Annotated in this window: 24 protein-coding genes; 9 read left to right on the plus strand and 15 right to left on the minus strand. The window is 63.7% G+C overall.

Annotated features, from left to right (window positions below; translation table 11 throughout):
* Positions 1 to 5: 5 nt before the first annotated feature.
* The 5 genes from KUF59_RS15055 to KUF59_RS15075 form a co-directional block, all read right to left on the minus strand.
* Entirely contained in the window at positions 6 to 1,079 is a 1,074-nt protein-coding gene (locus tag KUF59_RS15055; protein ID WP_258769623.1) for an SGNH/GDSL hydrolase family protein, read from the minus strand.
* Positions 1,054 to 2,658 carry an MBOAT family O-acyltransferase gene (locus KUF59_RS15060; RefSeq protein ID WP_258769624.1) on the minus strand — a complete coding sequence of 535 codons (1,605 nt, stop codon included), beginning with the start codon at positions 2,656 to 2,658 and terminating at the stop codon, positions 1,054 to 1,056. The genes KUF59_RS15055 and KUF59_RS15060 overlap by 26 nt, the downstream gene beginning before the upstream one ends.
* A 35-nt stretch (positions 2,659 to 2,693) precedes the next feature.
* On the minus strand, positions 2,694 to 3,848 hold the full coding sequence (locus KUF59_RS15065; RefSeq protein ID WP_258769625.1) for a phytanoyl-CoA dioxygenase family protein: 1,155 nt from the start codon (positions 3,846 to 3,848) through the stop codon (positions 2,694 to 2,696).
* A 90-nt stretch (positions 3,849 to 3,938) separates the two neighbouring features.
* A complete protein-coding gene (gene neuC / locus KUF59_RS15070; protein WP_258769626.1) occupies positions 3,939 to 5,132 on the minus strand; it encodes a UDP-N-acetylglucosamine 2-epimerase in 1,194 nt (397 codons plus the stop codon).
* Positions 5,129 to 5,875 carry an acylneuraminate cytidylyltransferase family protein gene (locus KUF59_RS15075; protein WP_258769627.1) on the minus strand — a complete coding sequence of 249 codons (747 nt, stop codon included), beginning with the start codon at positions 5,873 to 5,875 and terminating at the stop codon, positions 5,129 to 5,131. Before KUF59_RS15075 ends, neuC begins: the two co-directional genes overlap by 4 nt.
* Positions 5,876 to 6,059: 184 nt before the next feature.
* Here KUF59_RS15075 and neuB point away from each other — a divergent pair, with 184 nt between their 5' ends.
* The 8 genes from neuB to KUF59_RS15115 are packed head-to-tail and all read left to right on the plus strand — an operon-like array spanning position 6,060 to position 12,972.
* The gene (gene neuB, locus KUF59_RS15080) at positions 6,060 to 7,142 is read left to right on the plus strand and encodes an N-acetylneuraminate synthase (RefSeq protein ID WP_258769628.1); all 1,083 of its coding nucleotides are present in this window, start codon (positions 6,060 to 6,062) and stop codon (positions 7,140 to 7,142) included.
* Positions 7,139 to 7,765: a NeuD/PglB/VioB family sugar acetyltransferase gene (locus tag KUF59_RS15085; RefSeq protein WP_258769629.1), complete on the plus strand. Its 627-nt coding sequence runs from the start codon at positions 7,139 to 7,141 to the stop codon at positions 7,763 to 7,765. The genes neuB and KUF59_RS15085 overlap by 4 nt, the downstream gene beginning before the upstream one ends.
* A gap of 12 nt (positions 7,766 to 7,777) precedes the next feature.
* Positions 7,778 to 8,818 (plus strand): nucleotidyltransferase family protein, encoded by a 1,041-nt coding sequence (locus KUF59_RS15090; RefSeq protein WP_258769630.1) that lies wholly within the window; start codon positions 7,778 to 7,780, stop codon positions 8,816 to 8,818.
* Complete coding sequence (locus KUF59_RS15095; RefSeq protein ID WP_258769631.1) at positions 8,815 to 9,627, plus strand: SDR family oxidoreductase; 813 nt, start codon at positions 8,815 to 8,817, stop codon at positions 9,625 to 9,627. The genes KUF59_RS15090 and KUF59_RS15095 overlap by 4 nt, the downstream gene beginning before the upstream one ends.
* A gap of 37 nt (positions 9,628 to 9,664) precedes the next feature.
* Positions 9,665 to 10,843 (plus strand): N-acetyl sugar amidotransferase, encoded by a 1,179-nt coding sequence (locus tag KUF59_RS15100; RefSeq protein ID WP_258769633.1) that lies wholly within the window; start codon positions 9,665 to 9,667, stop codon positions 10,841 to 10,843.
* 38 nt (positions 10,844 to 10,881) lie between these two features.
* Positions 10,882 to 11,520, plus strand: a complete 639-nt coding sequence (gene hisH / locus KUF59_RS15105; RefSeq protein ID WP_258769634.1) for an imidazole glycerol phosphate synthase subunit HisH — start codon at positions 10,882 to 10,884, stop codon at positions 11,518 to 11,520.
* Between the two features lie 5 nt (positions 11,521 to 11,525).
* Positions 11,526 to 12,302, plus strand: coding sequence for an imidazole glycerol phosphate synthase cyclase subunit (locus KUF59_RS15110; RefSeq protein WP_258769635.1), 777 nt, complete (start codon positions 11,526 to 11,528; stop codon positions 12,300 to 12,302).
* A 4-nt stretch (positions 12,303 to 12,306) separates the two neighbouring features.
* Complete coding sequence (locus tag KUF59_RS15115; RefSeq protein WP_258769636.1) at positions 12,307 to 12,972, plus strand: LbetaH domain-containing protein; 666 nt, start codon at positions 12,307 to 12,309, stop codon at positions 12,970 to 12,972.
* On the opposite strand, the gene KUF59_RS15120 is transcribed toward KUF59_RS15115, so the two are convergent.
* The 6 genes from KUF59_RS15120 to KUF59_RS15145 all read right to left on the minus strand — a co-directional run bounded on the left by KUF59_RS15120 (position 12,973) and on the right by KUF59_RS15145 (position 19,764).
* The gene (locus KUF59_RS15120) at positions 12,973 to 14,286 is read right to left on the minus strand and encodes an aminotransferase class III-fold pyridoxal phosphate-dependent enzyme (protein WP_258769637.1); all 1,314 of its coding nucleotides are present in this window, start codon (positions 14,284 to 14,286) and stop codon (positions 12,973 to 12,975) included.
* 168 nt (positions 14,287 to 14,454) lie between these two features.
* Positions 14,455 to 15,666 carry a glycosyltransferase family 4 protein gene (locus KUF59_RS15125; protein WP_258769638.1) on the minus strand — a complete coding sequence of 404 codons (1,212 nt, stop codon included), beginning with the start codon at positions 15,664 to 15,666 and terminating at the stop codon, positions 14,455 to 14,457.
* 23 nt (positions 15,667 to 15,689) lie between these two features.
* Entirely contained in the window at positions 15,690 to 16,661 is a 972-nt protein-coding gene (fcl, locus tag KUF59_RS15130; RefSeq protein ID WP_309500981.1) for a GDP-L-fucose synthase, read from the minus strand.
* Positions 16,642 to 17,727 (minus strand): GDP-mannose 4,6-dehydratase, encoded by a 1,086-nt coding sequence (gene gmd / locus KUF59_RS15135; protein WP_258769639.1) that lies wholly within the window; start codon positions 17,725 to 17,727, stop codon positions 16,642 to 16,644. Before gmd ends, fcl begins: the two co-directional genes overlap by 20 nt.
* A gap of 208 nt (positions 17,728 to 17,935) precedes the next feature.
* Entirely contained in the window at positions 17,936 to 18,454 is a 519-nt protein-coding gene (locus KUF59_RS15140) for a D-glycero-alpha-D-manno-heptose-1,7-bisphosphate 7-phosphatase (RefSeq protein ID WP_258769640.1), read from the minus strand.
* 86 nt (positions 18,455 to 18,540) lie between these two features.
* Positions 18,541 to 19,764: a phenylacetate--CoA ligase family protein gene (locus tag KUF59_RS15145; protein WP_212457614.1), complete on the minus strand. Its 1,224-nt coding sequence runs from the start codon at positions 19,762 to 19,764 to the stop codon at positions 18,541 to 18,543.
* Between the two features lie 86 nt (positions 19,765 to 19,850).
* Between KUF59_RS15145 and KUF59_RS15150 the strand changes: the two genes are divergently transcribed.
* The gene (locus KUF59_RS15150; RefSeq protein ID WP_258769641.1) at positions 19,851 to 21,002 is read left to right on the plus strand and encodes an AGE family epimerase/isomerase; all 1,152 of its coding nucleotides are present in this window, start codon (positions 19,851 to 19,853) and stop codon (positions 21,000 to 21,002) included.
* 58 nt (positions 21,003 to 21,060) lie between these two features.
* Here KUF59_RS15150 and KUF59_RS15155 read toward each other — a convergent pair whose 3' ends face one another.
* The 4 genes from KUF59_RS15155 to KUF59_RS15170 all read right to left on the minus strand — a co-directional run bounded on the left by KUF59_RS15155 (position 21,061) and on the right by KUF59_RS15170 (position 25,336).
* On the minus strand, positions 21,061 to 21,897 hold the full coding sequence (locus KUF59_RS15155) for an ABC transporter ATP-binding protein (protein ID WP_212457612.1): 837 nt from the start codon (positions 21,895 to 21,897) through the stop codon (positions 21,061 to 21,063).
* Between the two features lie 145 nt (positions 21,898 to 22,042).
* A complete protein-coding gene (locus tag KUF59_RS15160; protein ID WP_212457611.1) occupies positions 22,043 to 23,323 on the minus strand; it encodes an ABC transporter substrate-binding protein in 1,281 nt (426 codons plus the stop codon).
* Between the two features lie 43 nt (positions 23,324 to 23,366).
* Complete coding sequence (locus tag KUF59_RS15165) at positions 23,367 to 24,440, minus strand: branched-chain amino acid ABC transporter permease (protein WP_212457610.1); 1,074 nt, start codon at positions 24,438 to 24,440, stop codon at positions 23,367 to 23,369.
* Positions 24,441 to 24,442: 2 nt separating this feature from the next.
* Complete coding sequence (locus tag KUF59_RS15170; protein WP_212457609.1) at positions 24,443 to 25,336, minus strand: branched-chain amino acid ABC transporter permease; 894 nt, start codon at positions 25,334 to 25,336, stop codon at positions 24,443 to 24,445.
* Between the last annotated feature and the right edge of the window lie 176 nt (positions 25,337 to 25,512).

Genomic DNA, 25,512 nt, shown 5'->3' on the forward strand with positions numbered 1-25,512 from the left:
GCGGATCATGATTTGGAGTGGCCGAAGCACGCCTGGCGGGCTTCCTTCGCGAGAATGGGGGATCCGTTCTGATTGACGTGGTCTGTGTTCTGGAACATTGAGGGATCGTCAAAGCGATCCCAGAAGTTGACGTATGGGATATTGTTTTCCCGAGCGACTTCCTTGTAGAACTCGCGTACCTCGTTGAATGTGGAAATAGCGTCTGCCCGAACGCGGTAATACCTGTCGACTGGATAGTTCATCAGGCAGACCCGGGCGCCGCGAGAAACCAGATATTTGATCAGGTTCCGGTAGATGCCGGCCTCGCCGCGCGTTCTGAAATCGGCCACCGGCGTGTGAGCGGAAACCTCGTAGTCCATAAAGGCATTGAACTTGGCGAGTGTTTCGCTGTCGGGCTCAGCTGGTTGCTCTGAGGAAGTTGCACCATGGCCTGCAGGAGGATGCGGTAGCGCCCTCGCGCCGTTGGTCTTCGTTTCCGAGAGCGCGCCGGTTTGTGCCTCGGCGGTGAGCGGATCGCTCTGCGTCTCGGGTAAGGATGTGGTCTCCAGTTTATTTGCCGTATCCCAAAGCTGATCGTAGGCGTTGGTTTCCTTTTTTACGAGCTGGCCTTTCGCCAGAAACGCGCTCCAATAGCTCGGCAGGAATCCACGGTGCTGCGGGTCGAATATCCGCAGGCGAGATTCCGAATAACTCTCGGGAACGTAGTTGCTCGGAGCCTGGAGCCGATACTCGGCGAACAGATGAGGATCGGCTTGAATGATCACCTCGCCCGGCTTGATCTTTCCGAAATAATAACGGACGCGTTGATCCATCTTTCGGATCGTTGTTGCGCCGACCCCGAGATTGACGAAATCGTCCGTATTGTAGTCGGGGACGGCCGCAACGTGAGAGTCGCCGAAAGCTGCATTTTGCTGTGTGGAGTTTCGCAGCCTCGCCGAGATCCACTCGAAATTGTCGTGCGGCAGCACTTCGGTGCGGATCAGCCATTCGGATCCGGCCGCGTACCCGATGCTGACGGGGACGAGGATCGCAAAGAAGATCCAGAGCCAGCGCTTAGAACTGGAAGTAGATGAATTCACTTGGAACCCCAGCGTAGATGGCGGCTAGCACAACAATGCCGACCCCGGCAGCAACGACTGCTGAAATTGCTGTCGGACGGAATGCGAGCATCCGACTGCGAAGGTGACCATCTTCGGCAAGTCCGGAACTCCGATCGAATTCAGAGAGGAGCTGCTGGGAGTTGGGCAGCAAGAAAACGAATGCTGTAACGAGGATCATCCAGAGAACAGCGCGGAAGCTTCCGAATGTGACGAGATCGCCGGTGTGCATGTGAAGTGTGGACATGACCCAATCGTTCAGCGATCCCAGCACGGCCTGATATCTCTCCGGCAGCAATATGCCGTTATATCCCAGCATGCCGCGAAGCATTGTCTTGGCGCCCTGCCACGACTCCGACCGGAAGAACACCCAGGACAGCATGACCGCGGGGAAGACCAGCAGCGAGAAAAGCCGCGAGGCGATCAACACGGATAGGCTCTGCTCGCCGATCTTACGTTTCAGGAAATGAAATGCGTGATTGATGATCAGATATGTTCCATGCAGTCCGCCCCAGATCACGAACATCCAGCTCGCGCCGTGCCAGAGGCCGCCAAGCAGCATCACGATCATGAGATTGGAATATCGCCGTAGCACACCGTGACGATTGCCGCCGAGGGGAACGTAGAGATAGTCGCGAAGGAAGCGGGACAGCGTTATGTGCCAGCGTCGCCAGAAATCGATGATGCTGGTGGCTTTATACGGTGAGTCGAAATTTACCGGCAGACGCACGCCGAACAAGCGTGAGAGCCCGATCGCAATATCGCTGTAGCCCGAAAAGTCGAAGTAGATCTGAAAGGTGAACGCGAGGAGTGCGCCCCACGCGTCGAAGAAGCTGATCGGTTGCAGTTGGCCCGCGAGATGGAAGGCCGGCGTTGAATAGGACGCCATGGTGTCGGCAATGATCACCTTCTTGAACAGGCCGCACAGAATGAGAGCAATGCCTCCAACGACGTCGTTGGCCGAAATGGCCGCCAGTCGCGCATTGGTGAACTGGGACATGACCTCCTTGTGATGGATGATCGGGCCCGCGATCAGATGCGGAAAGTAGGCTACGAAGAGCGCGTATTTGGGAAATCCCAGATCATCAGAGCTGTTACGAAAAACGTCGACCAGAAAGGCGATCTGGATGAACGTAATGAAGGAAATCCCAAGGGGGAGCGTAATGGCGACCGGCTGGAAGTCGGCTCCAAGAACCGAACTCCAGGTTTGAAGGATGAAGTTCAGGTATTTGAAGTACGCAAGCGACCCAAGGTTTACGACAATACCGAAGGCGAGGAGGGGTTTCGATTTGCTGCGCGCGAGTTGGATCGCGACGAAATAATTGAAGAGGATCGAAGAAATCAGGAGGAAGATGTATCTCGGCTCCCAGGCGCCGTAGAAGACCGCCGAGCAGATGAAGAGCCAGATGAATACCCACTGGACATTGCCATATCGGCGGCAGATCAGAAATCCAGAGAGAACGATCGGCAAGAAGATCAGCAGAAAGGACAGTGAGTTAAACAGCACTTGTCTGATGCCTGATTTATTGGCGCGCCGTGGGCGCGGTTGATCGTGCTGCAATCGAAGATGTCGGCCAGGCGCGCGGAACGCGCGCGTCAGATTTCCGCGAGCAGGATGAACAGGCAGCGGCGCTCGCCCTTGTTGACCATGCCGCCGCGATGCATGCCGTTGCCGTCGAACAGCACGCAATTGCCGTAGTTCGAGGTCGCGGCGAAGTGGCCCTCGCGCAGGTGCGCTACCTCGGGCGAATTGTCGGGCAGGTCACCGCCAAAGTCGGCCTTCTTGCGCAGGAACGCCGGCAGCGCCATGAACTTCTTGCGCGCATCGGGCCGGCGGCCGGAGAAGCCCGAGAAATCGTTGGTGCGGCGGATCATGCCTTCGAACCAGCCGATCTTCGCATTCTGGCTGCCGCGGATGTAGCAGAACGGGCCGCCGTCCGGACCGATGTCATGGACGTAGATCGCGCATTTCAACATGCCGTAGGTGGCATCGATGTGCAGATAGCTGCCCCAGGGGTCGGCAAGCTGCGTATCCGGGAATACGCGCTTCCAGAAGGCGAGATCCTGGTCGTTGATCTGGGCGTTGACGTGCTTCACGCCGGCCGGGCGGCCGAGATAGGCGCTCGCCGCTTCCATGATGCCGTAGCGCTTGAAAATGGACTCGACGGTTGCGAACGCCTGCGGATCGGCCGAGCGCGTGCACCAGTAGACGTTATCGTCGAACTTGCGCTTCTCCGGCGGAATATTGGCGCGGCGCTCGTCGAGCTTGGCGAAGCCCGGATTGGTCACGCCGCGGATCTGTTCGATCTCGTCGGGCGTGAGGTTCAGGCAGACGATGCCGTCGGATTTGATCTTGTTGAGCAGCGCCGGGTTTGCCGGCTTCGCAGGACGACGGGCGCCGGTCAGCCAGCCGATCGCACGGCTTGCACGGATGCGCGCGAACATCGAGATGTAGCGCAGCGCCGTCTTAGCATTGAGGCCGCTGAAGCCGGCCTCCTTGGTCAGGAGCGGCATGTTGTCGTAGTCGACGATGCGGCGAATGGTGACGAAGGCGAAGGTGCGCGCGAACACGTTCAGCGCATAGAGCCGCTCGCGGAAGGTCGGCTTCGGCAGCATGCCGCCATAGGCCGGATGCGCGTCATAGTCGATCGCGGGAAGCGTGTTGCCGCGATAGGGCGGAATCGGAAGTTCACCGATCTCGACGGCGCGTGCCACCGGCGTCACGTCGGAAAGGGAATCGATCGTCGTCATGTCGCGTTCTCCCGGAACGAGCGCGGTTCGTCTCAAGCTCGCCCCGATCTATACAGCCTGGGGCGCGGCACAGGCAACAATCGCCGGCAGTTATCCGGTTGCTCCAGGCGGTTCCGGCGGCGGAGCTAAATCATGGAAATGTTTCGGGAAAGCGCGCTTGAGGTCGATCTTTCGAAGGGTTCCAGCAATGGCCTCGGATGCGCCGCCGAGGCCATAGGGCGGCGCAAGTGCCGGATCGGGCTGGAACCGGCCCTCGAAGATGCGCGTGAGGCTTGCGAGGATGAGGGGCGAATCGGCCGGGCAATCGATGATCGATGCGGCGCGCAGCCGACCCTTCTGACGGTCGCCGATATTGATCGTGGGCACACCGACGGCCGGCGCCTCCAAAATGCCGCTGGAGGAATTGCCGACCACGGCGTCCGCGAGCCGCAGCGCGGCCCAATAGCGTTCACTGCCGAGCGAGGTGAAGAGGTGGGCACGATCGCCTCGCGTTGCGACGAACGCCCTGATCGCGTCGTCGATGGCGCGATAGCCCGGATCGGCGTTGACGCCGGTGAAGATGAAGCTGCGGTCCTTGACCTCGGCGAGCGCGCCGAGAAGGGCCGTGACATTGGCGGCGTCGGCCTCGGGCTGCGCCGTGGTGGGATGCAGTGTCACCAGCAGAAAGCGCTCGGGGCCGGCGATGCCGAGCTTTGCGAACAGCTCGGCGCGGGTCAGGAGCGGCGCGGTATCCACCAGATCGAGGCCGGGCGCGCCGACGTTGAAGACCAGATCGGGCCGCTCCCCCATCTGGATCACGCGCTGGCGATAGGGCTCGGCCGCGACGAAATGCAGGCAGGCCATCTTGGTGATGGCGTGGCGGATAGCGTCGTCGAAGGCGCCCGCGGTGATCTCGCCGCCATGGATGTGCGCGATCGGGATGTTCAGCAGCGTCGCTGCGACTGCGGCGGCCAGCACCTCGTAGCGGTCGCCGAGCACGACGAGAATGTCGGGCGCGAGTTTTGGCAGCGCTTCGGCAAAGCCTGTGACGCCGGTGCCGGTGCCGCGCGCGATCGTTTCGGCGCGGTCGTCGTCGAGCGCGAGATCGATTTTTGCGGCGATCGGAAAACCGTCGGCCTCGATTGCCCGCCAGGTCTCGCCGAAGCGCGGCACCAGGTGCATGCCACAGGCAATCACGCTCAGCGCGACGTCGTCGGCCGCTTTCAGCTGCGCCAGGACGCCCCGCAGCAGTCCGTAATCGGCCCGCGAGCCCGTGACGACGACGATTCGCCGGCGTGCACTCATGCCGGTCGCCGCCAGGGCGAGGCATCGAGCATCCCGTGCTCGATGACGTAGGACGCGTAGGCGAGGTCGGCCGCGCTCTCGATCTCGATCGAATGCATGCGGTCCATCATGATGCCGTAGCTCGCGGACGGATCGGCGTAGATCTTGCGGTGCTTGCGCATCGCGTCCCAGCCGACGAGATAGAGCGCGCCGTTCATGGTGACCTCGATGGCCTGGTCCTGCCGCCGCTGCGCCGTGGTCGTCAGCATCTTCTCGACGATGCCGCCGATCGAGCCGTCCTTGCCGAGCGTGCCGACGAAGATCGAGGAGACCTCGGTTTCGCGCATGCCGACCACCAGGCTCGCCTTGCGCGCGGCGAACAGCTCGACTGCTTCGTCAAAGTGCTCGGGTGTTGCGAAGGGAGATGAGGGTTCCAGAAGCATGATGGCGTCGTAGCGCCGCTTCTCATGCGTCTCGATCCAGTCCATGGCGTGCAGCACCACGTCGTTGGAGGAGGCGGTGTCGGTTGCAAGTTCGGCCGGTCGCTCGAACAGCATTTCGGCGCCATAGCGCGTCGCCTCGGCCCGGATCTCAGGGCTGTCGCTGGAGACGATCAGGCGCGAGCAATAGCGGGACTGCCTTGCCGCAATCGCCTTGTAGCCGGTCAGGCTGAGGCCGCCGATCTCGCGCAAATTCTTGCCGGGCAGGCCCTTCGATCCGCCGCGGCCGACCAGCAGGAACAATATCTCGGGCGAGTTCGTCATTGGCAACAGACAATCCTGCTGTGAGGTTACTGCGAATCGGCGTGATTCGTCGCTTGGCGGGGCGCTTACGGGGCCTTTTGGGGAACGCCGCAAGCCGCCCGCTTGCGTTGCTTTTACCAGCGTGCTCGACTAAGACAACCGCTTGATTGGCGGGCGATTTCGTTTCGCCCAGCGACGAAACCCCATGCATCGCAAAACCCTGATCATTGCTGAGGCTGGCGTCAACCACAACGGCGACCGCGCACGTGCGCTGGCGCTGGTGGAGGCGGCCGCAAAGGCAGGGGCCGACGTCGTCAAGTTTCAGTCGTTCCGCGCCGACAAGCTCGCAACCGCGGAAGCCGCGAAGGCGAGCTACCAGCAGGCGACCACCGGCAAGGCGCAGTCGCAGCTCGACATGCTGCGCGCGCTCGAGCTCAGCGCCGATGACGAGGAGCAGATCGCGGCAGCCTGCGCGGCCTCAGGCATCACCTACATGTCGACCCCGTTCGACGCCGACAGCGCCACGCATCTGGTCCGCCGTGTTGGCGTCTCCACGCTCAAAGTCGGCTCGGGCGATCTCACCAACGCGCCGCTGTTGCTGCATCTGGCGCGCTTCCGCTTGCCGATCATTCTCTCGACCGGCATGGGAACGCTTGCAGAAGTGGAGCAGGCGCTCGGCGTCATCGCCTTCGGATATCTGCGCGATGCGACGGCGCGGCCGTCGCCCGCCGAATTCGCCAATCTCCTGCTGGACCGCGCGACCTGGACGGAGCTGCGCGCCAGGGTCACGCTGCTGCACTGTACGACCGAATATCCGGCCGATCCGCGGTCGATCAATCTGCGCGCGATGGCGACGCTGCGCGATGCGTTCGGCTTGCCTGTCGGCTTCTCCGACCACAGCCGCGGCATTCACATCGCGGCGGCAGCGGTGGCGCTCGGCGCCACCGTGATCGAAAAACATCTGACGCTGGACCGCAATTTGCCGGGACCGGATCATCGCGCCTCGATCGAGCCGGACGAGATGGCGGCGATGATCGCCTCGATCCGCGACGTCGAGGCTGCGCTCGGCGACGGACGCAAGGTGCCGGCGCCGGAGGAGATTCCGAACCGCGCGGTGGCGCGGCGCAGCCTCGTTGCTATCCGCCCCGTGCGCGCCGGCGAGCGCTTTACGGAAGACAATCTCGGCGTCAAGCGTCCGGGCGACGGCATTCCGCCGATTGAATATTGGAGCTATCTCGGCGAGACCGCCCAACGGGACTACGCGGCCAACGAGGCGCTCGAGCCATGAGCATCATCGTGCTCTGTGCCGGCGGTCATGCCCGCGTCGTCATCGAAGCGTTGCTGAGCCGTGGCATCCATCCCGCGGCCGTCGCCGACCGCGACGCCACGCGCATCGGCGAGGCCATTGGCGGCGTCAAGATCACGGGATCCGACGACGACGTCATGAAGATGGCAGCCGACAAGGTGGAGCTTGCCAACGGTCTCGGCAACCGCGCCTCGCGCACAGATTCGGGACTGTCGGGCCGGCGCGTTTTGTTCGATAGGTTCGCCGCGCGGGGTTACAAATTTCCGGTGATCGCACATGCTTCCGCCGTAATCGCCTCCGATGCGCAACTCGGCGACGGCGCGCAGGTGATGGCTGGTGCCGTGATCCAGCCCGCAGCGCGGATCGGGCAGAACGTGCTGGTGAATACGCGCGCGGTGGTGGAGCACGATTGCATCGTCGGCGATCACGCGCATGTCGCGCCGGGGGCGGTGCTGTGCGGGGGCGTGTCGATCGGCGAGAGCGTCCATGTCGGCGCCGGCGCTGTGGTGTTGGTCGGTGTCAAAGTGGGTGCCGGAGCCGTCGTTGCCGCGGGCGCGGTGGTTACAAGGGATGTCGTGGCCGGCGGGTTCGCCGGCAACGAGTAGGATTGGTTTGTCATGAAGGGCGCGTTCGTCGTCAATGAAGATACACCTCTGATCGAGACGCTGCGGCGGATCGATCAGGGCAATCTGCAACTCGCCATCGTCGAGCGTGAGGGCAGGATCGTCGGCACCGTCACCGACGGCGACGTGCGGCGCGCGCTGCTCGGCGGTGTCGGGCTCGATGCCTCCGTCAGCCTCGTGATGAACCGTACGCCGATCACGGCACCGATCGGTATCTCGAATCCGGCCGCGCTCAATCTGATGCGCAAGCATTCGATCCATCAGCTTCCGCTCGTCGACGCGGAGGGACGGGTGGTCGAGGTCAAGCTGATCGACGACCTCGCGCTCGCGCAGCAATCTGATCATTGGGTCGTGCTGATGGCCGGCGGCCTCGGCTCGCGGCTGAAGCCGCTGACCGACGACATCCCGAAGCCGCTGATCCGCGTCGGCGACAAGCCGATCCTGGAGACCGTGCTGGGCGGCTTCGTGAAGGCCGGCTTCGGCAAGTTCTTCATCTCGGTCAACTACAAGGCCGACATGATCCGCGACTATTTTGGCGACGGCTCGGCCTGGGGCGTGGAGATCAATTATCTCCAGGAGAACGAACGGCTCGGCACGGCCGGAGCGCTGTCGCTTCTGCCGGAGCGGCCGACGCAACCGTTCTTCGTCATGAACGGCGACCTGCTGACGACGGTGAATTTCGAGCAGTTGCTGAAATATCATCGCGAGCATCAGGCCTTCTCCACCGTCTGCGTGCGCGAGCATTCCGTGACCGTGCCGTTCGGCGTGATCGATTTCGACGATCATCGCCTGCTCGGCATTCGCGAGAAGCCGACGCAAAAGTTCTTCGTCAATGCCGGTGTCTATCTGCTCGATCCCGGCATGCTCGATCATCTCGACGCCAACGAAGCCGTGGACATGCCGACCCTGATCGAGCGCACCATCGCTAAGGGCAAGCCGTCGGTTGTATTCCCATTGCGGGAATACTGGATCGACGTCGGCCGCCTCGACGATCTGCAGCGCGCCTCCGACGAATTCCAGAGGATCTTTGGATGAGCACCGAACGTTCGCTCCGCGAGATGATGTCGCTCGACGGCCGCATCGCGGTTGTCACCGGCGGCGCCGGCCATATCGGCCGCGCGATCGCTGGCGGCCTTGCGGAGCTCGGCGCCACCATTGCGCTGGTCGACATCGCGGCGTCCGCCGGCGCGGATGCGGTTGCGAAGTTGACGGCTACCCATTCGGTCAAGGCTGCGATGTTCGACTGCGATTTCGAGCAGGGCGATGCAGTCAAGGATCTGCCGCGGCGGGTGCGCGAAGCCTTTGGCGGCATCGACATCATCGTCAACTGCGCGGCCTTCGTCGGCACCAGCGGGCTGGAAGGCTGGGCGGTGCCGTTCGAGCAGCAGTCGGATGCGACCTGGCGGCGGGCGATCGAGGTCAACCTCACCGCGCCCTTCGTCCTGATCCAGGCGGCGGCCGAGGACCTCGCCAAATCGGGCCATGGCAGTGTGATCAATATTTCCTCGATCTACGGCCTCGCCGGGCCCGACTGGCGGCTCTATGAGGGAACCGCACTCGGGAACCCGGCTGCCTACGCCGCAAGCAAGGGCGGCCTGATCCAGATGACGCGCTGGCTTGCCACCACCATGGCCCCACAGGTTCGCGTCAATGCGGTCGCACCGGGTGGGGTCTTCAGGGCCACGCCGGAGCCGTTCTTGAGCCGCTATGTGGCCCGGACGCCGCTTGCACGCATGGCGAGCGAGGACGATATGAAGGGCGCTGTGGCCTATCTGGCGAGTGATCTTTCCGCATACGTGACCGGACAGTGCATTGCGGTCGACGGGGGGTGGACGGCGTGGTAAGCCGACAGCAAATCATGCAATCGCGAGAATCTCCGAAATGTTGAGCTGTAGCAAATGCTTATTGCCGGAAACGGCGGAGGCCACATCATTCGACGAAGCCGGTTCGTGCAGCGTTTGCCGTCAGATCGAGGTCCGCGACACCCAGATCAACTGGGACGAGCGTTACAAGCAGCTCCAGGAGCTGGTCGGCCAATACCGCGACAAGGGCCTTTACGACTGCATCCTGCCCTATTCGGGCGGCAAGGACAGCGTGTTCCAGCTCTGGTACGTCGTGCGCAAGCTCGGCCTGAAGCCGCTGGTGGTGCGCTTCGACCACTGGTTCTACCGGCCGCTGATCGAAGAGAACAACACCAGCGTGTTCAAGCAGCTCGGCGTCGACGTCCTCAACTTCACGCCGAACTGGCACGTGGTACGCGAGCTGATGCTGGAATCGCTGAAGCGCCGCGGCGACTTCTGCTGGCACTGCCACACCGGCATCTATGCCCACACCATGCAGGTCGCGATCCGCTACGAGACGCCGCTCCTGATCTGGGGCGAGAGTCTCGCCGAATACCAGTCGTTCTATTCCTATGACGAGATGGAAGAGGTCGACGAGAAGCGTTTCAACCGCGCCATGAATCTCGGCATCACCGCCGACGACATGTACGAGTTCCTCGGCGGCCGCGTCGCCAAGCGCGACCTCTATCCGTTCGTCTATCCGCCGCGCAAGGAGCTGATGCGGATCAAGTGCCGCTCGGTCTGCCTCGGCAGCTACATCAAGTGGGACACCAAGAAGCACGTCGACATCATCAAGAGCGAGCTCGGCTGGAAGGGCCAGGAGGTCGAGGGCATTCCGCCCGAGTACGACTACGAGAAGATCGAGTGCTTCTTCCAGGGCGTGCGCGACTATCTGAAATACATCAAGCGCGGCATGGGCCGGACCAACCATCTCGCCAACATCGACATCCGCAACAAGCGCATGACCCGCGAGCAGGGCGAGGCCTTGGTGCGCGAGTTCGACGGCAAGCGGCCGCCGAGCCTCGATCTGTTCCTCGATTATCTCCAGCTCACCGAGGAGCAGTTCCTGGGCATCGCGATCAAGCACGAGGTGAGCCCGTGGCAGTTCTCGCCGAACACGGTCGAGCCAGGCCGCCGCATGCCGGACATGGACCAGTGGAACAACACGCAAGTGCCGTGGCCGAACCATCCCGGCGTCGAAATCGGCGGTAAGGGGTAATCAAGCGGCGCGATGATCGCGCCGCGGGGGAGCAGGCGATGTCAGGCGTAGCGATCGTCGATTACGGCATCAACAATGTGCGCTCGGTGAAGAACGCCGTCGAATATTGCGGCTTCGATCCGGTCGTGACCCATGACGCCGACGCCATCGCCGATGCCTCCCATGTCATCCTGCCCGGCGTCGGCGCGTTCGGCGATGCCATGAGCAACATCCGCGCCCGCGGCATCGACGAGATGCTCGAGCGCCATGTCCGCGAGAAAGGCAAGCCATTCCTCGCGGTGTGCCTGGGCATGCAGCTGCTCGCCACCACCTCCGAGGAGCATGCCGACGACGGTGTCGCCCATCGCGGCCTCGGCTGGTTCGATGCCGACGTCCTGCGCTTGATGCCGAACGACCCTGCGCTGAAAATCCCGCATATGGGTTGGAACATGGTGGCGAAGGAGCGCAACCATCCGATCCTCGCCAATATCCGCGAGAGCAACCTCGCGTTCTATTTCGTGCACTCCTTCGCCATGCGCTGCAGGGATGCGAGCGACGTGGTCGGCTTCGCCCAATACGGCCAGCCGGTGACCTCGATCATCGCGCGGGACAACATCGCCGCCACCCAGTTCCATCCCGAGAAGAGCCAGGATACCGGGATCGAGCTGATGAGCAATTTCCTGCGCTGGAATCCCTGACGTCGATGCTGAAGAAGCGCCTGATCCCAAAATTCCTGCTGCGCGATGGCAGGCTCGTCAAATATGTCCGCTTCTTCGAGAACGAGCGCGCCGCCGGCAACCCGGTGACGACGGCGAAGGTCTATAACGATTACGGCGTGGACGAGCTGATCGTGCTCGACATCGTGCCGAGCGCAGCCTCGCGCGGCCGCGTCGTCGACATCATCGAGCGGATGTCGGAAGAGATCTTCATGCCGTTTACCGTCGGTGGCGGGGTCAAGACGCTCGACGACGTCAATATGCTCTTGCGTGCCGGCGCCGACAAGGTGTCGGTGAATTCGGAGGCCGTGCGGCGTCCGGAGTTTTTGCGCGAGGCGGCGCGCACCTTCGGCGACCAGTGCATGACGGTGTCGATCGACTACAAGAGGATCAGCCCCAACCACGCCAGCGTGTTCATCGACGGCGGCCGCGAGCATGTCGCGCTCGATCCGATCGAATGGGCGCAGCGCTGCGAGGAATTGCATTGCGGCGAGGTACTGCTCGGTTCGATCGACCGTGACGGCACCATGAGCGGCTACGACCTCGACTTGATCCACAAGGCTGCCAATGTTCTGAGCGTACCGTTGATCGTGTCCGGTGGCTGCGGTTCGCTGCAGCACGCGATCGACGCGCTGGAAGCCGGTGCGTCGGCGGTGGCGATCTCCTCGATGTTCCTGTTCACCGATCACAGCCCGATCAAGCTGCGCAGCCATCTGTTCTCACGCGGCCTCGACGTGCGCGCCAGCTCCTCAAGCAGGAATTAGCACCGTGCAGCTCTCGCTTGCCCGCAACGATCTCGCCCTCTATGTGCGCAAGCAGTTCGAGAACCTGTTCCCCGATGGTACCGACCTCGGCGACCTCCCAAGATACGTCGATCTCGCGCTTGGCCGGATCGACCACTGCTTTTCGCGCGTGCGGCTGAAGGGCTTCTTCGCCAAAGGCGAGGCGAGGTTCTCGCACTGGCATTCCGACCAGTATGCGATCTTTCTCTACTACCTCGCCAACTCGGCGTTTCGCGAGCGCCCCGGCCATCCCATTGCCGACAAGGCCTATGCGCTCAACAAGGCGCTGCACGCGCTCGACGCGTTCTATGAGGTGGAGCTGCCCGACGTGTTTGCGGTCCAGCATCCGGTCGGCACCGTGCTCGGCCGCGCCAGCTATTCGGACTATTTCATCTGCTATCACAACTGCACGGTGGGGGCGAACCTCGACAACGACTATCCGTCGTTCGGCCGCGGCATCGTGATGTATGGCGGCAGCCGCATCATCGGCAAGACCGCCGTGGGCGACAACAGTTTTGTGTCGACCGGCGCGATCGTGATCGACGGCGGCGCGATTGCCGCCGACAGCATCTTGCACGGCATCTATCCGAAGGCGGCGCGATCGCCGACCTCGCGCAACGTGGTGCGCGATATTTTCGGGGTGATGACCTGATCAGGTCAGCCGCTTGAACCCGGAGTGAGCGACGGGGCCGCGCAGCAGCTGCTTGACGGCCTTCTGGTCGACCGCGGTGCGCAGCTCCCGGAACACCTCGTTCACCGTTTCCAGATAGCGGTCGACATGGGCGTCGGTGTGCGACCACATCGCGTAGAACGAGCCGGTGGCGAGGATGCCGCGGTCCAGCATCATCTGCGTGAACAGCGTGCGCACCTCCTGCGCGGCGGGCAGGTCGAAGGCGAAATGGCCGAGCGGCGAGATACCGGAGACATGCAGCGGCATGCCGGTCGCCTGTGACGCCTCGGTCCAGCCCTTCTGGATGCGACTGCCGATCCGCATCAGGTGCCGGGCGACGTTCTGCTCGCGATGCTTGCGCAGGGTGGCAAGGGCTGCGACCGGGCCGACGCGCTCGGTCCATGCCGTCGAGCTCACGAAGGTCTCTTGGGCTGCGTCCATCACCGAGGCGCGGCCGACGATCGCGGCCATCGGAAAGCCGTTGGCGATGGCCTTGGCGAACACGGCCATGTCAGGGTCGACGCCGTAGGCGAGATGGGCGCCACCGGAATTGATGCGGAAGCCGGAGGTCACCTCGTCGAAGATCAGCGCGGCGCCGCAGCGGTCGGCGAGCGCGCGGATACCCTTGATGAAGGCCGGTTCGGGCTCGCTGGAGCGCACCGGCTCCATCACGATCGCGGCGAGCCGCTCGCCATGGGCGGCAACGATCGCCTCGATCTCGTCGAGCTTGTTGAAGTGGAACGGGTGCATCAGGCCGGCGAGACCGCGCGGCACGCCCTTGGTGTCGAGGCCCGGCAGCAGATGGCCGTCGAGCGCGGTGGTCTCGCCGAGATTGGCGCTGAGATACCAGTCGTGCCAGCCGTGATAGCCGCAGAACGCCACCATGTCGCGGCCGGTCGCCGCACGCGCGATGCGCACTGCGATCGCCATCGCCTCGCCGCCGGCGCGGCCGAAGCGCACCATGTCGGCCCAGGGATGCAGCTCGACCAGCAGTTCCGCGAGCTCGATGTCCTCGGCGCAGTTCAGGGTCGACATCGAGCCCATGTCGATCGCGGACTTCACCGCGGCATCGACGTCGGGATCGGCAAAGCCCAAAATGGTGGCGCCAATGCCGCAGTAGCTCATGTCGAGATAGGTCTTGCCGTCGAGGTCGACGACTTCGGCGCCCTTGGCCGATTTGAAATAGGTCGGCCACTGCTCCGGCAGGAACATTTCCGGCCGCTTTGAGAGCAATTGCGTCCCGCCGGGCATGACCTTGCGCGCGCGTCGGTAAAGCGTTTGGCCGGTGCTCGACATTGGATTCTCCTGCGCGGAAGGCAAGCGGTGGATACCGCAAGCCCTCCGGTCAGGCAAGGTGCCGGGGAGGAGGGCCTGCATGCTTGAAATCGGCGCACATCGCGCTTTAGCTCTTTGTTTGAGCATGATCTTTTCGGAAAACCGCTGCGCACTTTTCCGGATCATGCTTCAGCGGCGTGTCCTTGCCTGATCGACCTCGCTGACGACCTCGCGATAGCGGGAGAGAGCGACATCCTCGCGATATTTCTCGGCAACGCCGGCCGCACGAACGCCCTTGTCCATCGTGGCCTGCCGATCGCGCGCCGCCTCGCGAATCGCGCGCGCGAGCTCGGCGGGATTTTCCGGCGGGACCACCCATCCGATCGCCTCTTCGCCGAGCACGAGCGCGCCTTCCGAATTTGCCTCCGAGGTGACGGCGACCGGTCGGCCGACGGCGAGGATGTTGTAGAGGCGGCTCGGGATCGAGACGCCGGCAATATGCCGGCGATAGGGGATGACCCAGAGATCGGCGGCCGACAGGAATTCGACGAGTTCGTCTTCAGGCACTGGCTCGAGGATCGTGACGTTCTCGAGCCGGTCCTTGGCATAGAGATCGTTGAGCGCGCCCCAGCCCACGCCCCAGCCGGACAGGACGAAATGAATGTCCGTCTCGTTCCGCAGCAGGCGCGCCGCTTCGAAGACCGTTGCGGGGTCGTGGGTGAAGCCGAGATTGCCCGACAGGCCGACGATGAATCTGGCGGGATCCGGCGCGCGGAAGCGGCTGGCCGGATCAATCTTGCGATATCCGATCGGGATCAGCGCCCAGTTCGGAATGAAGTGAAGCTGGCTTGCCACGACGCCGCGATATTTTTCGATGAGCGGCGGTACGTCACGACCGATCACGATGATCGCGTCCAGACGCCGGAACAGCAGCGTGTTGGCAAAGCGGATCAGCCGGACTGCGAGCGAGTTGGAGCGGACCATGCCGGCGGCCTCGAGCGCCTCCGGATAGAGGTCGTAGATCAGGAGCATGGCCTTTGCGCCCCGCAGCCTGGCTGCAAGCAGCACGGTGTAGGGCAGGGTGAACGGCGTGGTGACGCAGAACACGATGTCTTCGGACCTTGCCTGTCGCAGCACGGAGAAGAACATCTGTGCCGCAAGCAGGCAGATGGCCGCCGCACGCTGGAGAAGCGCGGACTTGCGCGGATTCCAGCTCTTGAGTTCGACGATTTCGGGCTTGCCCGGCTGGGTCGCCGCGCGCGAGCCTGGTGTCGCTGATATCACGACGACCGGACGATCCCTTGCGAGGCTCTCGGCGATCTTGCCGACATAGACCGCCGTCGTCGTCGCATCAGGCGGATAGAACTGGGCCGCGATGATCAGCTTTGCGGGAGTGTCCATGTGCGAGCTGCGATCCTCGCCGGTCAGGCGTGGGGCTGTGAAAGCCCTTTGGCCTGGCTCTCCGCCAGATAGGCCGTGTAGGCGCGGCGGATGCCGTCCTCCAGCGAGGTTTTGGCGCGCCAGCCGAGCTTGTCGAGGCGGCTGATGTCGAGCAGCTTGCGCGGCGTGCCGTCGGGGCGCGAGGTGTCGAAGGAGATCTCGCCGCGATAGCCGACCGCGGCGGCAACCACGCGGGCGAATTCGGCGATGGTGATGTCCTCACCGGTGCCGACATTGACGAGCTCCGCGCTCGAATAGGTCTTCATCAGGTGCACGCAGGCGTCCGCCATGTCGTCGACATAGAGAAACTCGCGCCGCGGCGTGCCGGTGCCCCAGACCACGACGTTCGCGGCGCCCGAGAGCTTTGCCTCGTGAAACCGGCGGATCAGCGCGGCGACGACGTGGCTGTATTCGGGATGGTAGTTGTCGCCGGGACCGTAGAGATTGGTCGGCATGACGCTGACGAAGTCGCTGCCGTACTGGCTGCGGTAGGCCTCCGCCATCTTGATGCCCGCGATCTTGGCGATCGCATAGGGCTCGTTGGTTGGCTCGAGCGGGCCCGTCAGCATCGAATCCTCGCGCAGCGGCTGCGCCGCGAGTTTTGGGTAGATGCAGGAGGAGCCCAAAAACATCAGCTTCTCCGCGCCATTGAGATGCGCGGCGTGGATGACGTTCGCGGCAATGGCGATGTTGTCGTAGATGAACTCGGCGCGCAGCGTGTTGTTGGCGACGATGCCGCCGACCTTGGCGGCGGCCAGAAAGATCACCTGCGGCCGCGTCTTCGCGAACCAGTCGAACACCGCGGCCTGGTTGCAGAGATCGACCTCGCTGCGGCTCGTCGTGACGAGCTTCGCATCCTCTTGCGCGAGCCGGCGCAGAAGCGCGCCGCCGACCATGCCGCGATGGCCGGCGACATAGACGCTCTTGCCCTTCAGCTCAAACGGAGTGCTTGCCATGGGCGATCTCCCGCTTGGCCTCGGCCAGATCGCTCGCCATCATCTCCTGCACGAGCTGGGCGAACGTCCGCTTCGGTTTCCAGCCAAGCTGCTTGCGGGCCTTGCTGGCGTCGCCGATGAGAAGATCGACCTCGGTGGGGCGGAAATAGGTCGGATCGATGCGCACGACCGTCTTGCCGTTCTTGCGGTCGACACCGGTTTCCTCGACGCCCGTACCCCGCCACTCGATCTGTCGGCCCACTTCGGCAAAGGACAGCTCGACCATCTCGCGGACCGAGTGGGTCTCGCCGGTCGCGAGCACGAAGTCGTCGGGCTTCTCGGCCTGCAGGATCATATGCATACCCTCGACATAGTCCTTGGCATGGCCCCAGTCGCGCTTGGCCTCGAGATTGCCGAGATAGAGCGTGTCCTCGATCCCGAGCTCGATGCGGGCGACGCCGCGGGTGATCTTGCGGGTGACGAAGGTCTCGCCGCGGATCGGGCTCTCGTGATTGAACAGGATGCCGTTCGAGGCAAACATGCCGTAGGCTTCGCGGTAGTTCACTGTGATCCAGTAGCCGTAGAGCTTTGCCACGCCGTAGGGCGAGCGCGGATAGAACGGCGTGGTCTCCTTCTGCGGAACCTCCTGCACCAGGCCGTAGAGCTCGGAGGTGGAGGCCTGATAGAAGCGCGTCTCCTTTTCCATGCCGAGGATGCGGATGGCCTCGAGCAGCCGAAGCACGCCGATCCCGTCGGCATTGGCGGTGTATTCTGGGCTTTCGAAGCTGACGCCGACATGGCTCTGGGCGGCGAGGTTGTAGATCTCGGTCGGCCTGATCTGCTGCATGAGCCGGATCAGGTTGGTTGAATCAGTCATGTCGCCATAGTGCATCAGGAACGGCACCTCGCCGACATGCGGGTCCTGGTAGAGATGGTCGACGCGCGCGGTGTTGAAGGAGGATGACCGCCGCTTGATGCCGTGCACGACATAGCCGAGCGACAGCAGATGTTCGGCCAAATACGCGCCGTCCTGTCCGGTCACGCCGGTGATCAAGGCGACGCGCTGTTTGGAGTCTTGAGCAGTCATAGCTGTTTCCAGGCACCCGGCTTGCGATTGACGGGGTTGCGTATCCTACTTTTCTCGCGGTGTCTTGTTTTCCAGCGGGACGCGATTGTCAAGCAAATGTCCCCGCTCGTTCAAGGAGTTACAGCGGGGATTGAAACCAACCGGCAGCGCGAGGCGGACGACTGGGACGAATCTACCAGTTCCCACCGCTCGACCGGAATGGGAGAGCTCAGGCGAGCTTCAGCGCCTCGCACACGAAGGTCGCGAGATTGCCGTTCCGAAACAACAGGCCGCGGATGCCGGCGGCGCGCGCCGCCTCCAGGTCGCGCTCCTGATCGCCGATCAGGAGGCTACCGTCGGCTGCGACGGGAAAACGCTTCATCAGGTCGGTGATCATGCCGGGCCCGGGCTTGCGCCGGTCGCTGTCGCGCCGATAGCGCTCGACGACGGCCTCGGGATGATCGGGGCAATACTCGAACGCATCGATATGCGCGCCAACCGCGGCGAGCTCCTCCGCCATCCAGCGGTGGAGGGCCTGCACGTCGCTCTCCTCATAGAAGCCGCGGGCGACGCCGGATTGGTTGGTGACGACGAAGGCGAAATAGCCAGCCTCGTTCACGAGCCTGACCGCTTCGCGCGCGCCGTCGATCCATTTGAACTTGCTGGCCTCGAAGAGGTAGCCCGCGTCGTGATTGAGGACGCCGTCACGATCGAAGAAGACGGCCGGGCGTGTCGATGTCGTCGTCATGGGGTGCCGCAATAGGTGTTTGCGGCCCTTGTTCGCCGTCCCAGGGGCGGCTTGTCAAGGATGTCGGCAAACGCGCAGGACGGCGCCTAGCGCTCGTCGGCGATCACCTTGCCGTCGTTCGGCAGCGCGCCCGGGTTCACCAGTTCGACGGCGCCGCCGAGCTTGGTTACGGCGCGCAAGGTGGCCGCGATCTCCGCGCGTAGCGCCTCGCTTACGGCCGCTGTTTCCGCCTTGAGCGTCATCGCGTCGGTCTCGCCCTGGCGGGAGACGACGAGACGCAGGCGGCCCAGCGCGGGGTGGCGTTTGGCAATATCGGCGACCTGCTCGGGGCGCACGAACATGCCTTTGACCTTGGTGGTCTGGTCGGCGCGGCCCATCCAGCCCTTGATGCACATATTGGTGCGGCCGCAATTGCTCGTGCCGTGCAGCGCCGCAGTGAGATCGCCGAGCGCAAGCCGGATCCAGGGATGGTGCGGATCGAGCGAGGTCACCACGATCTCGCCGACGTCACCCGGCGCGACGGGATCGCCGGTGCCGGGCTTGACGATTTCGAAGATCAGGTCCTCGTTGACGACCATGCCCTCGCGCGCTGCGGTCTCGAATGCGATCAGGCCGAGATCGGCGGTGCCAAAAGCCTGGTAGGCGTCGATGCCGCGCGACTTGATCTCGGCCTGGAGCGAAGGCGGAAACGCGGCGCCTGAAACCAGCGCGCGCTTGATCGAGGAGACGTCGCGCCCGGCGCTCGCGGCCGCATCGAGCAAGATCTTCAAAAAGTCCGGTGTGCCACTGTAGCCGATGGGACGGTAGGCCTCGATCAGCTCGAACTGCTGCTCGGTATTGCCGGGGCCGGCCGGGATCACCGCGCAGCCGAGCGCACGCGCCGACGAATCGAAGATGAAACCGCCGGGGGTGAGGTGGTAGCTGAAGGTGTTGAGCACGACATCGCCGGGCCGGAAACCGGCGGCGTAAAGCGCCCGCGCCCCGCGCCAGGGATCGTCCTGGCGTCCTTCCGGCTCGAAGATCGGGCCGGGCGAAGTGAACAGACGCGCGAACGATCCGGGAGGCTGCGCCACGAAGCCGCCGAACGGTGCGGACGCTTTGTGCAGGACCGGCAGTTCCGACTTGCGCAGCACCGGCAGGCCCGCCAGTGCCGCGCGGGACGTCACTGAGGCTGGATCAAGGCCCTTCATCCGTTCCGCATAGGCCGGGGCCGCCATCGCGCTCTTGAGGACATTGGGCAGCCGGGCGAACAAATCGGCCTCGCGCGTGGCCGGGTCGCGCGTCTCAAGAGCGTCGTAATGGGCGGTCATGGCTGGTCCTCGAGAGGTTTGCATCCGTTGCACGCTGCGTCGTGCGTGCTATCAGACGGCATTTGCTCTGGAATGGAGATGACGGGATGGCCGGCGAACCGATCAACGCGGCGGAAGATGCCGCCGACGTCGTCGCCCGATTGAAGCAGCGGATGATCGACCACGCGCTGCCGCTGTGGTCGACGGAGGGCTGGGATAAGTCCTCCGGCGGCTTCATCGACCGGCTGCACAGGGACGGCACGGCCGATCGCATGGCGCCGCGGCGCGTGTTCGTGCAGGCGCGCCAGATCTGGTGCTACGCCAAGGCCGCGCAGATGGGCTGGTATCCGCAGGGACGCGCCATCGCGCTGAAGGGGCTCGAGCATCTGCTCAGCAGGGCCAAGGCGCCCGATGGCAAACCTGGCTATGTCCACAGGCTGACGCCTGACGGCGCGGTGCTGGACGCGCGGCGCGACGCCTACGACCACGCCTTCATCCTGCTCGCGCTCGCGAGCGTCTACGCGCTCGACCGCGATGCACAGGTTCGCACCGAGATTGACGCGCTGCTTGCATTCCTCGACAGCGGTTTGCGCTCGCCGCATGGCGGTGTTCACGAGAGCTTGCCGGTGTCGATGCCGCGGCGGCAAAACCCGCAGATGCATCTGTTCGAGGCGATGATCGCGTGCTTCGACGCGACCCACGACCTGTCGTTCCAGAACCGCGCCGGCGAATTTTTTGCGCTGTTCCTCGCCAATCTCTACGACAAGCAGAAGCGCGTGCTCGGCGAATATTTTGAGGAGGACTGGTCCAGAATCGAGCCGGTCAGCGTCGAGCCCGGGCACCAGGCGGAGTGGGCCTGGCTGTTGAAGGGTTTTGAGCGCATCACGGGTTGCCCGACCGGGCAGCGGCGCGGCGAGCTTCTCGAAACCGCGCTGCGCTATCGCGATGCCGCGACCGGCTGTCTGGTCGACGAGGGCGACGTCGCCGGCAACGTCCGGCGCGATACGCGGCGGTTGTGGCCGCAGACCGAAATGGCGAAGGCGTGGATCGCGCAGGCCGAAGGCGGCGAGGCGGGCGCGGCCGACGAGGCGCGCGCGGCGCTGGTGCGGCTCGAACGTCATTACCTCAGCCATCCCGTTGCGGGCGGCTGGTACGATCAGTTCGACCGCGACGGAAACTCGCTGGTCGACACCATTCCTGCGTCGTCGTTCTATCATGTTCTTTGCGCGGTCACGGAAGCCGAGCAGGTGCTGAGCTGAGCTGCTTTCTCTGACGCGTTTTCTTCACGCGAACCGGTTCCCACTTCGCTCGACAACGCTATAGCCACCGCTTGCGCCGCTTGAAACTCTTGAGGTTCTTGAAACTCTTGCGCTGGTCGCCGGCGCCGCCGAGGTAGAATTCCTTGACGTCCTCGTTGTCGCGCAGCTCGTCCGCGGTGCCGTCGAGCACGACCTTGCCCTGCTCCATGATGTAGCCGTGGCTCGCGACCGAGAGAGCGGCGCGCGCGTTCTGCTCGACCAGCAAAATGGTGACGCCGAGGTCGCGGTTGATCTTCTTGATGATCGCGAAGACTTCCTTGACCAGCAGCGGCGACAGTCCCATCGACGGCTCGTCCATCAAGATCATCTTCGGGCGCGCCATCAGCGCGCGGCCGATCGCCAGCATCTGCTGCTCGCCGCCGGAGAGATAGCCGGCGAGGCCCGTGCGCTCCTTCAAGCGCGGAAAATAGTTGAAGACCATGTCGAGATCGGAATCGACCTCGCGGTCCTTGCGGGTGAAGGCGCCGAGCTTGAGGTTTTCCAGCGACGTCATGTCGGCGACGATGCGCCGGCCCTCCATCACCTGGAAGATGCCGCGGCGGACGATCTTGTCAGGGTCGATGCCGTTGATACGCTCGCCGTCGAACACGATCTCGCCGCGCGTGACTTCGCCGTCCTCGGTCTTGAGAAGACCGGAGATCGCCTTCAGCGTCGTCGACTTGCCGGCGCCATTGGCGCCGAGCAGCGCCACGATCGCGCCCTTCGGCACCTCGAGGCTGAGGCCTCGCAGCACCAGGATGACGTCGTCATAGACGACCTCGATGTTGCGCACGCCGAGGAGAGGTGCGGGGGCGGCGCTGGGTGCGGGGCGGATAGCTTCGGCGGTTTGGGTCATGCTTCCTAATTCTCCGCGGTCGTCGCCCGGCTCGACCGGGCGACCCAGTATTCCAGAGACGCCCGACGTTCCCTGAGAAGCCGCGGCGTACTGGATCCCCCGCTTTCGCGGGGGATGACAGTTGTGCGTGAGGCGAGCGTCGAGCTCACCACCCCAGCCATTCCGGCTTGCGCGGCAGCTCGACGGTCTTGACCTTTTCGAGCTTGATCGTGCCCTTGGTCATGAGGTCGTTGAGGTCGCCGTCGGTCGCGCCCGACACCTTGGTGCGATAGAGATCGACCTTCAGCGTGCCGCGATGGTCCTTGTCGGTCCAGGTGGAGGCATTGCAGACGCCGTCCATGCCTGATGGCACCCAGTCCTTCTTCTGGTAGAAGCCCTTGGCGACGTTCTCGCCGGTGGCGCCGCCGTTCTTGGCGGCCCAGTCGAGCGCTTCCTTGGTGTACAGCGCGCTGCAGACGCCGGCGATATAGTGCACGGGGCGATACGCCTTGCCGCTCGCGTCAGACATCTTGGAAATTTCCATCACCGTCTTCATGCCCGGCGCGTTACCGCCCCAGGTCACCGCCGTGCGCAGCGGAAATACGACACCGTCGGCCGCGTCAGCCGCGGTCTTGGCCGCGTTCTCGTCCATGCCCCAGACGTTGCCGAGGAACTGCACGTCGACACCGGCCGCCTTGCACGCCTTCAGCACTGAGATGTTGGAGGCTGCGGTGTTGCCGAGATAGGCGTAGTTGGCGCCGGAGCTCTTCAGGCTCAGGCACTGCGCCGAGTAGTCGCCCGGCGTCAGCGCGAACACGATCGGCGGCAGCACTTCGAAGCCGAGTTCGTTTGCGATCGCCTCGCCGGCCGCCTTCGGCGCGTTCGGGTACGGATGATTGCCGCCCATGTGGACGAATTTGGGCTTGCCCGGCTTGCCCTTGGCCTTCCAGTCTTCGGCGGCCCAGGTCACGAGCGCCCGCATCGCGTCCGAGTAGCTCGGGCCATAAAAGAAGTTATACGGCGCCGGCTTGGCCTTTCCGCTGACGCCTTCCGGATCGGTCAACGCCGCCGCATAGGAGGCGGAAACGTAGGGGATCTTGTCCTGCGCGACGAAGCCGGTCAGCGCTTCGGTGTCCGCAGTGCCCCAGCCCATGATCGCCGCGACCTTGTCGCCGCCGGACCACTTCTTGTACAGCGCAATTGCGCGCGGCACCTGGTAACCGTAGTCGTTGCTGTCGAGGGCGACCTGCTTGCCGCCGATGCCGCCGTTCTTGTTGATCCAGGCAAAGGTGTCGGCCACGGCCTGGCCGTAGGGTGTGCCGACGTCCGAGGTCGCGCCGGAATAGTCGGCGAGATGGCCGACCGCGATCTGCGCCTGCGCGCCGGCGGCAAAACCGGCGATCGCAAATGCGAGCGACGCGGTGCTCAAAAGGGCTTTTGTCTTCATGGGTTGGTTCCTCCTGTTATCGTTCAAGTGAAGTTGCCCGCGCTCAATGCGAGAACGGGTAGAGTTTCCAATAGGCCTTGATCTGCCGCCAGCGATGCGCGAGCCCGTCCGGCTCGAACATCAGGAAGGCGATGATGATGAGCCCGATCGCGATCTCGCGCAGGAAGGTGATGTTGGTGTTGAGCGACAGCGCCTGGTCGATCGCGCCGCCCTTCAGTTGGTGGCTCAGCCACTCCATCGATTCCGGCAGTAGCACGACGAAGGCGGTGCCCATCAGCGTGCCCATGATCGAGCCGGTGCCGCCGATGATGATCATGGCGAGGAACAGGATAGAGCGCTCGATGCCAAAGCCTTCCTGCGACACGACCTGCTGGTAATGCGCATAGAGCGCGCCGGCGATGCCGGCGAAGAAGGCGGCAAGGGCGAACGACAGCGTGCGGTATTTCGTCAGGTTGATGCCCATGATTTCCGCGGAAAGATAATGGTCGCGGATCGCCACCAGCGCGCGGCCGTCGCGCGTACGCATCAGATTGGTGACGAGGATGTAACTTGCGAGCACATAGGCCAGCACGACGTAGAAATATTGCTTATCGCCGCGTAGCGTGTAGCCGAAGATCGAGAACGGATTGGCGCTGGCCGGCACCGAGCCGCCGGAGAACCATTCCGCGCGGGAGAAGAAGTCGAGCAGGATGTATTGCGCGGCAAGCGTCGCGATGACGAGGTAGAGCCCCTTCAACCGCGCCGCCGGAATGCCGAAGATCAGCCCGACCACCGCGGTGATGACACCGGCCAGGGGAATCGCGAAGAACACCGGGATCGGCGCGTTGTTGGAGATGTAGGCGGACGTGAAGGCGCCGAACAGGAAGAAGGCGGCGTGGCCGATCGAGATCTGCCCGGTGAAGCCGACGAGGATGTTCAGGCCGAGCGCGGCAATCGAGAAGATGCCGATCTGGATCAAAATGCTCAGCCAGTATCCGGCCAGGAATTGCGGCGCGAGGCAGAGCAGCAGCACGCCGGCAATCGCAAAGTTGCGGCTGGTGCGGGTCGGGAAGATCGTGGTGTCCGCCGCATAGGTTGTGCGGAAATCACCAGCGGGGATGAGGGCAGGGCCGGCCATGGTCAGATCCGCTCGATGTCGTGGGTGCCGAACAGGCCGTAGGGCTTGATCATCAGCACGATGATGAGGACGTAGAACGGCGCGATCTCGTAGAGATTGCCCCAGTGCAGATATTCGCTGTCGACATATTGGGCGATGTTCTCAAGAAGTCCGATGATGATGCCGCCGAGCACGGCACCTCCGACGGAATCGAGTCCGCCGAGGATCGCCGCCGGAAACACCTTGATGCCGTAGGCGGACAGTCCCGAGGACACGCCGTTGACGACCGCGACCACGACGCCGGCGACCGCCGACACGGTCGCAGAGATGGCCCAGGCCATCGCAAAGACGCTTTTCACGGAGATGCCGAGCGATTGCGCGACCTGCTGGTTGAACGCGGTGGCGCGCATCGCAAGGCCGTATTTCGAGGCGCGGAAGAACCAGGCCATGCCGATCATCATCGCGACCGACACCACGAGGCTCATGACATAGACGGTCTGGATCTGAAGGCCGAGCAAATTCACCGACTGGCTCTCGAACACCCGCGGGAACGGCTGCGGGTTGACGCCGAACATCCACTTCAGCGCGGCCTGGAACACGGTGGAGAGGCCGATCGTCACCATGATGACGGAGATGATGGGCTCGCCGATCATCGGCCTGAGGATCAGGATCTGGATCGCGATGCCGAAGACGAACATGAAGACCAGCGTCATCGGCATGCCGACCCAGAACGGTACCTGGTATTTTGCCAAGAGCGCCCAGCATACCCAGGCGCCGACCAGCAGTAATTCACCTTGCGCGAAATTGACGACCTGCGTCGCCTTGTAGATCAGCACAAACGACATCGCGACCACGCCGTAGAGCGTGCCGACCACGAGGCCGTTGACCAGGAGCTGGAGGAGGAAGGCGGTGTTCATGCCGATGTCCGCGCAAAATGCAGAAGCGATGAAGGTGCACCCTCTCCCCTTGTGGGAGAGGGTGGCTTCGCGAAGCGAAGCCGGGTGAGGGGTTGCCTCCGCATCGAAGGTGCGGAGAGAGGACCCCTCACCCGAGTGAGGGTGTGGCTGACGGTGGAGATGCCCTCTCCCACAAG

The sequence above is a fragment of the Bradyrhizobium arachidis genome (assembly GCF_024758505.1).
GTDB lineage: Bacteria > Pseudomonadota > Alphaproteobacteria > Rhizobiales > Xanthobacteraceae > Bradyrhizobium > Bradyrhizobium manausense_C.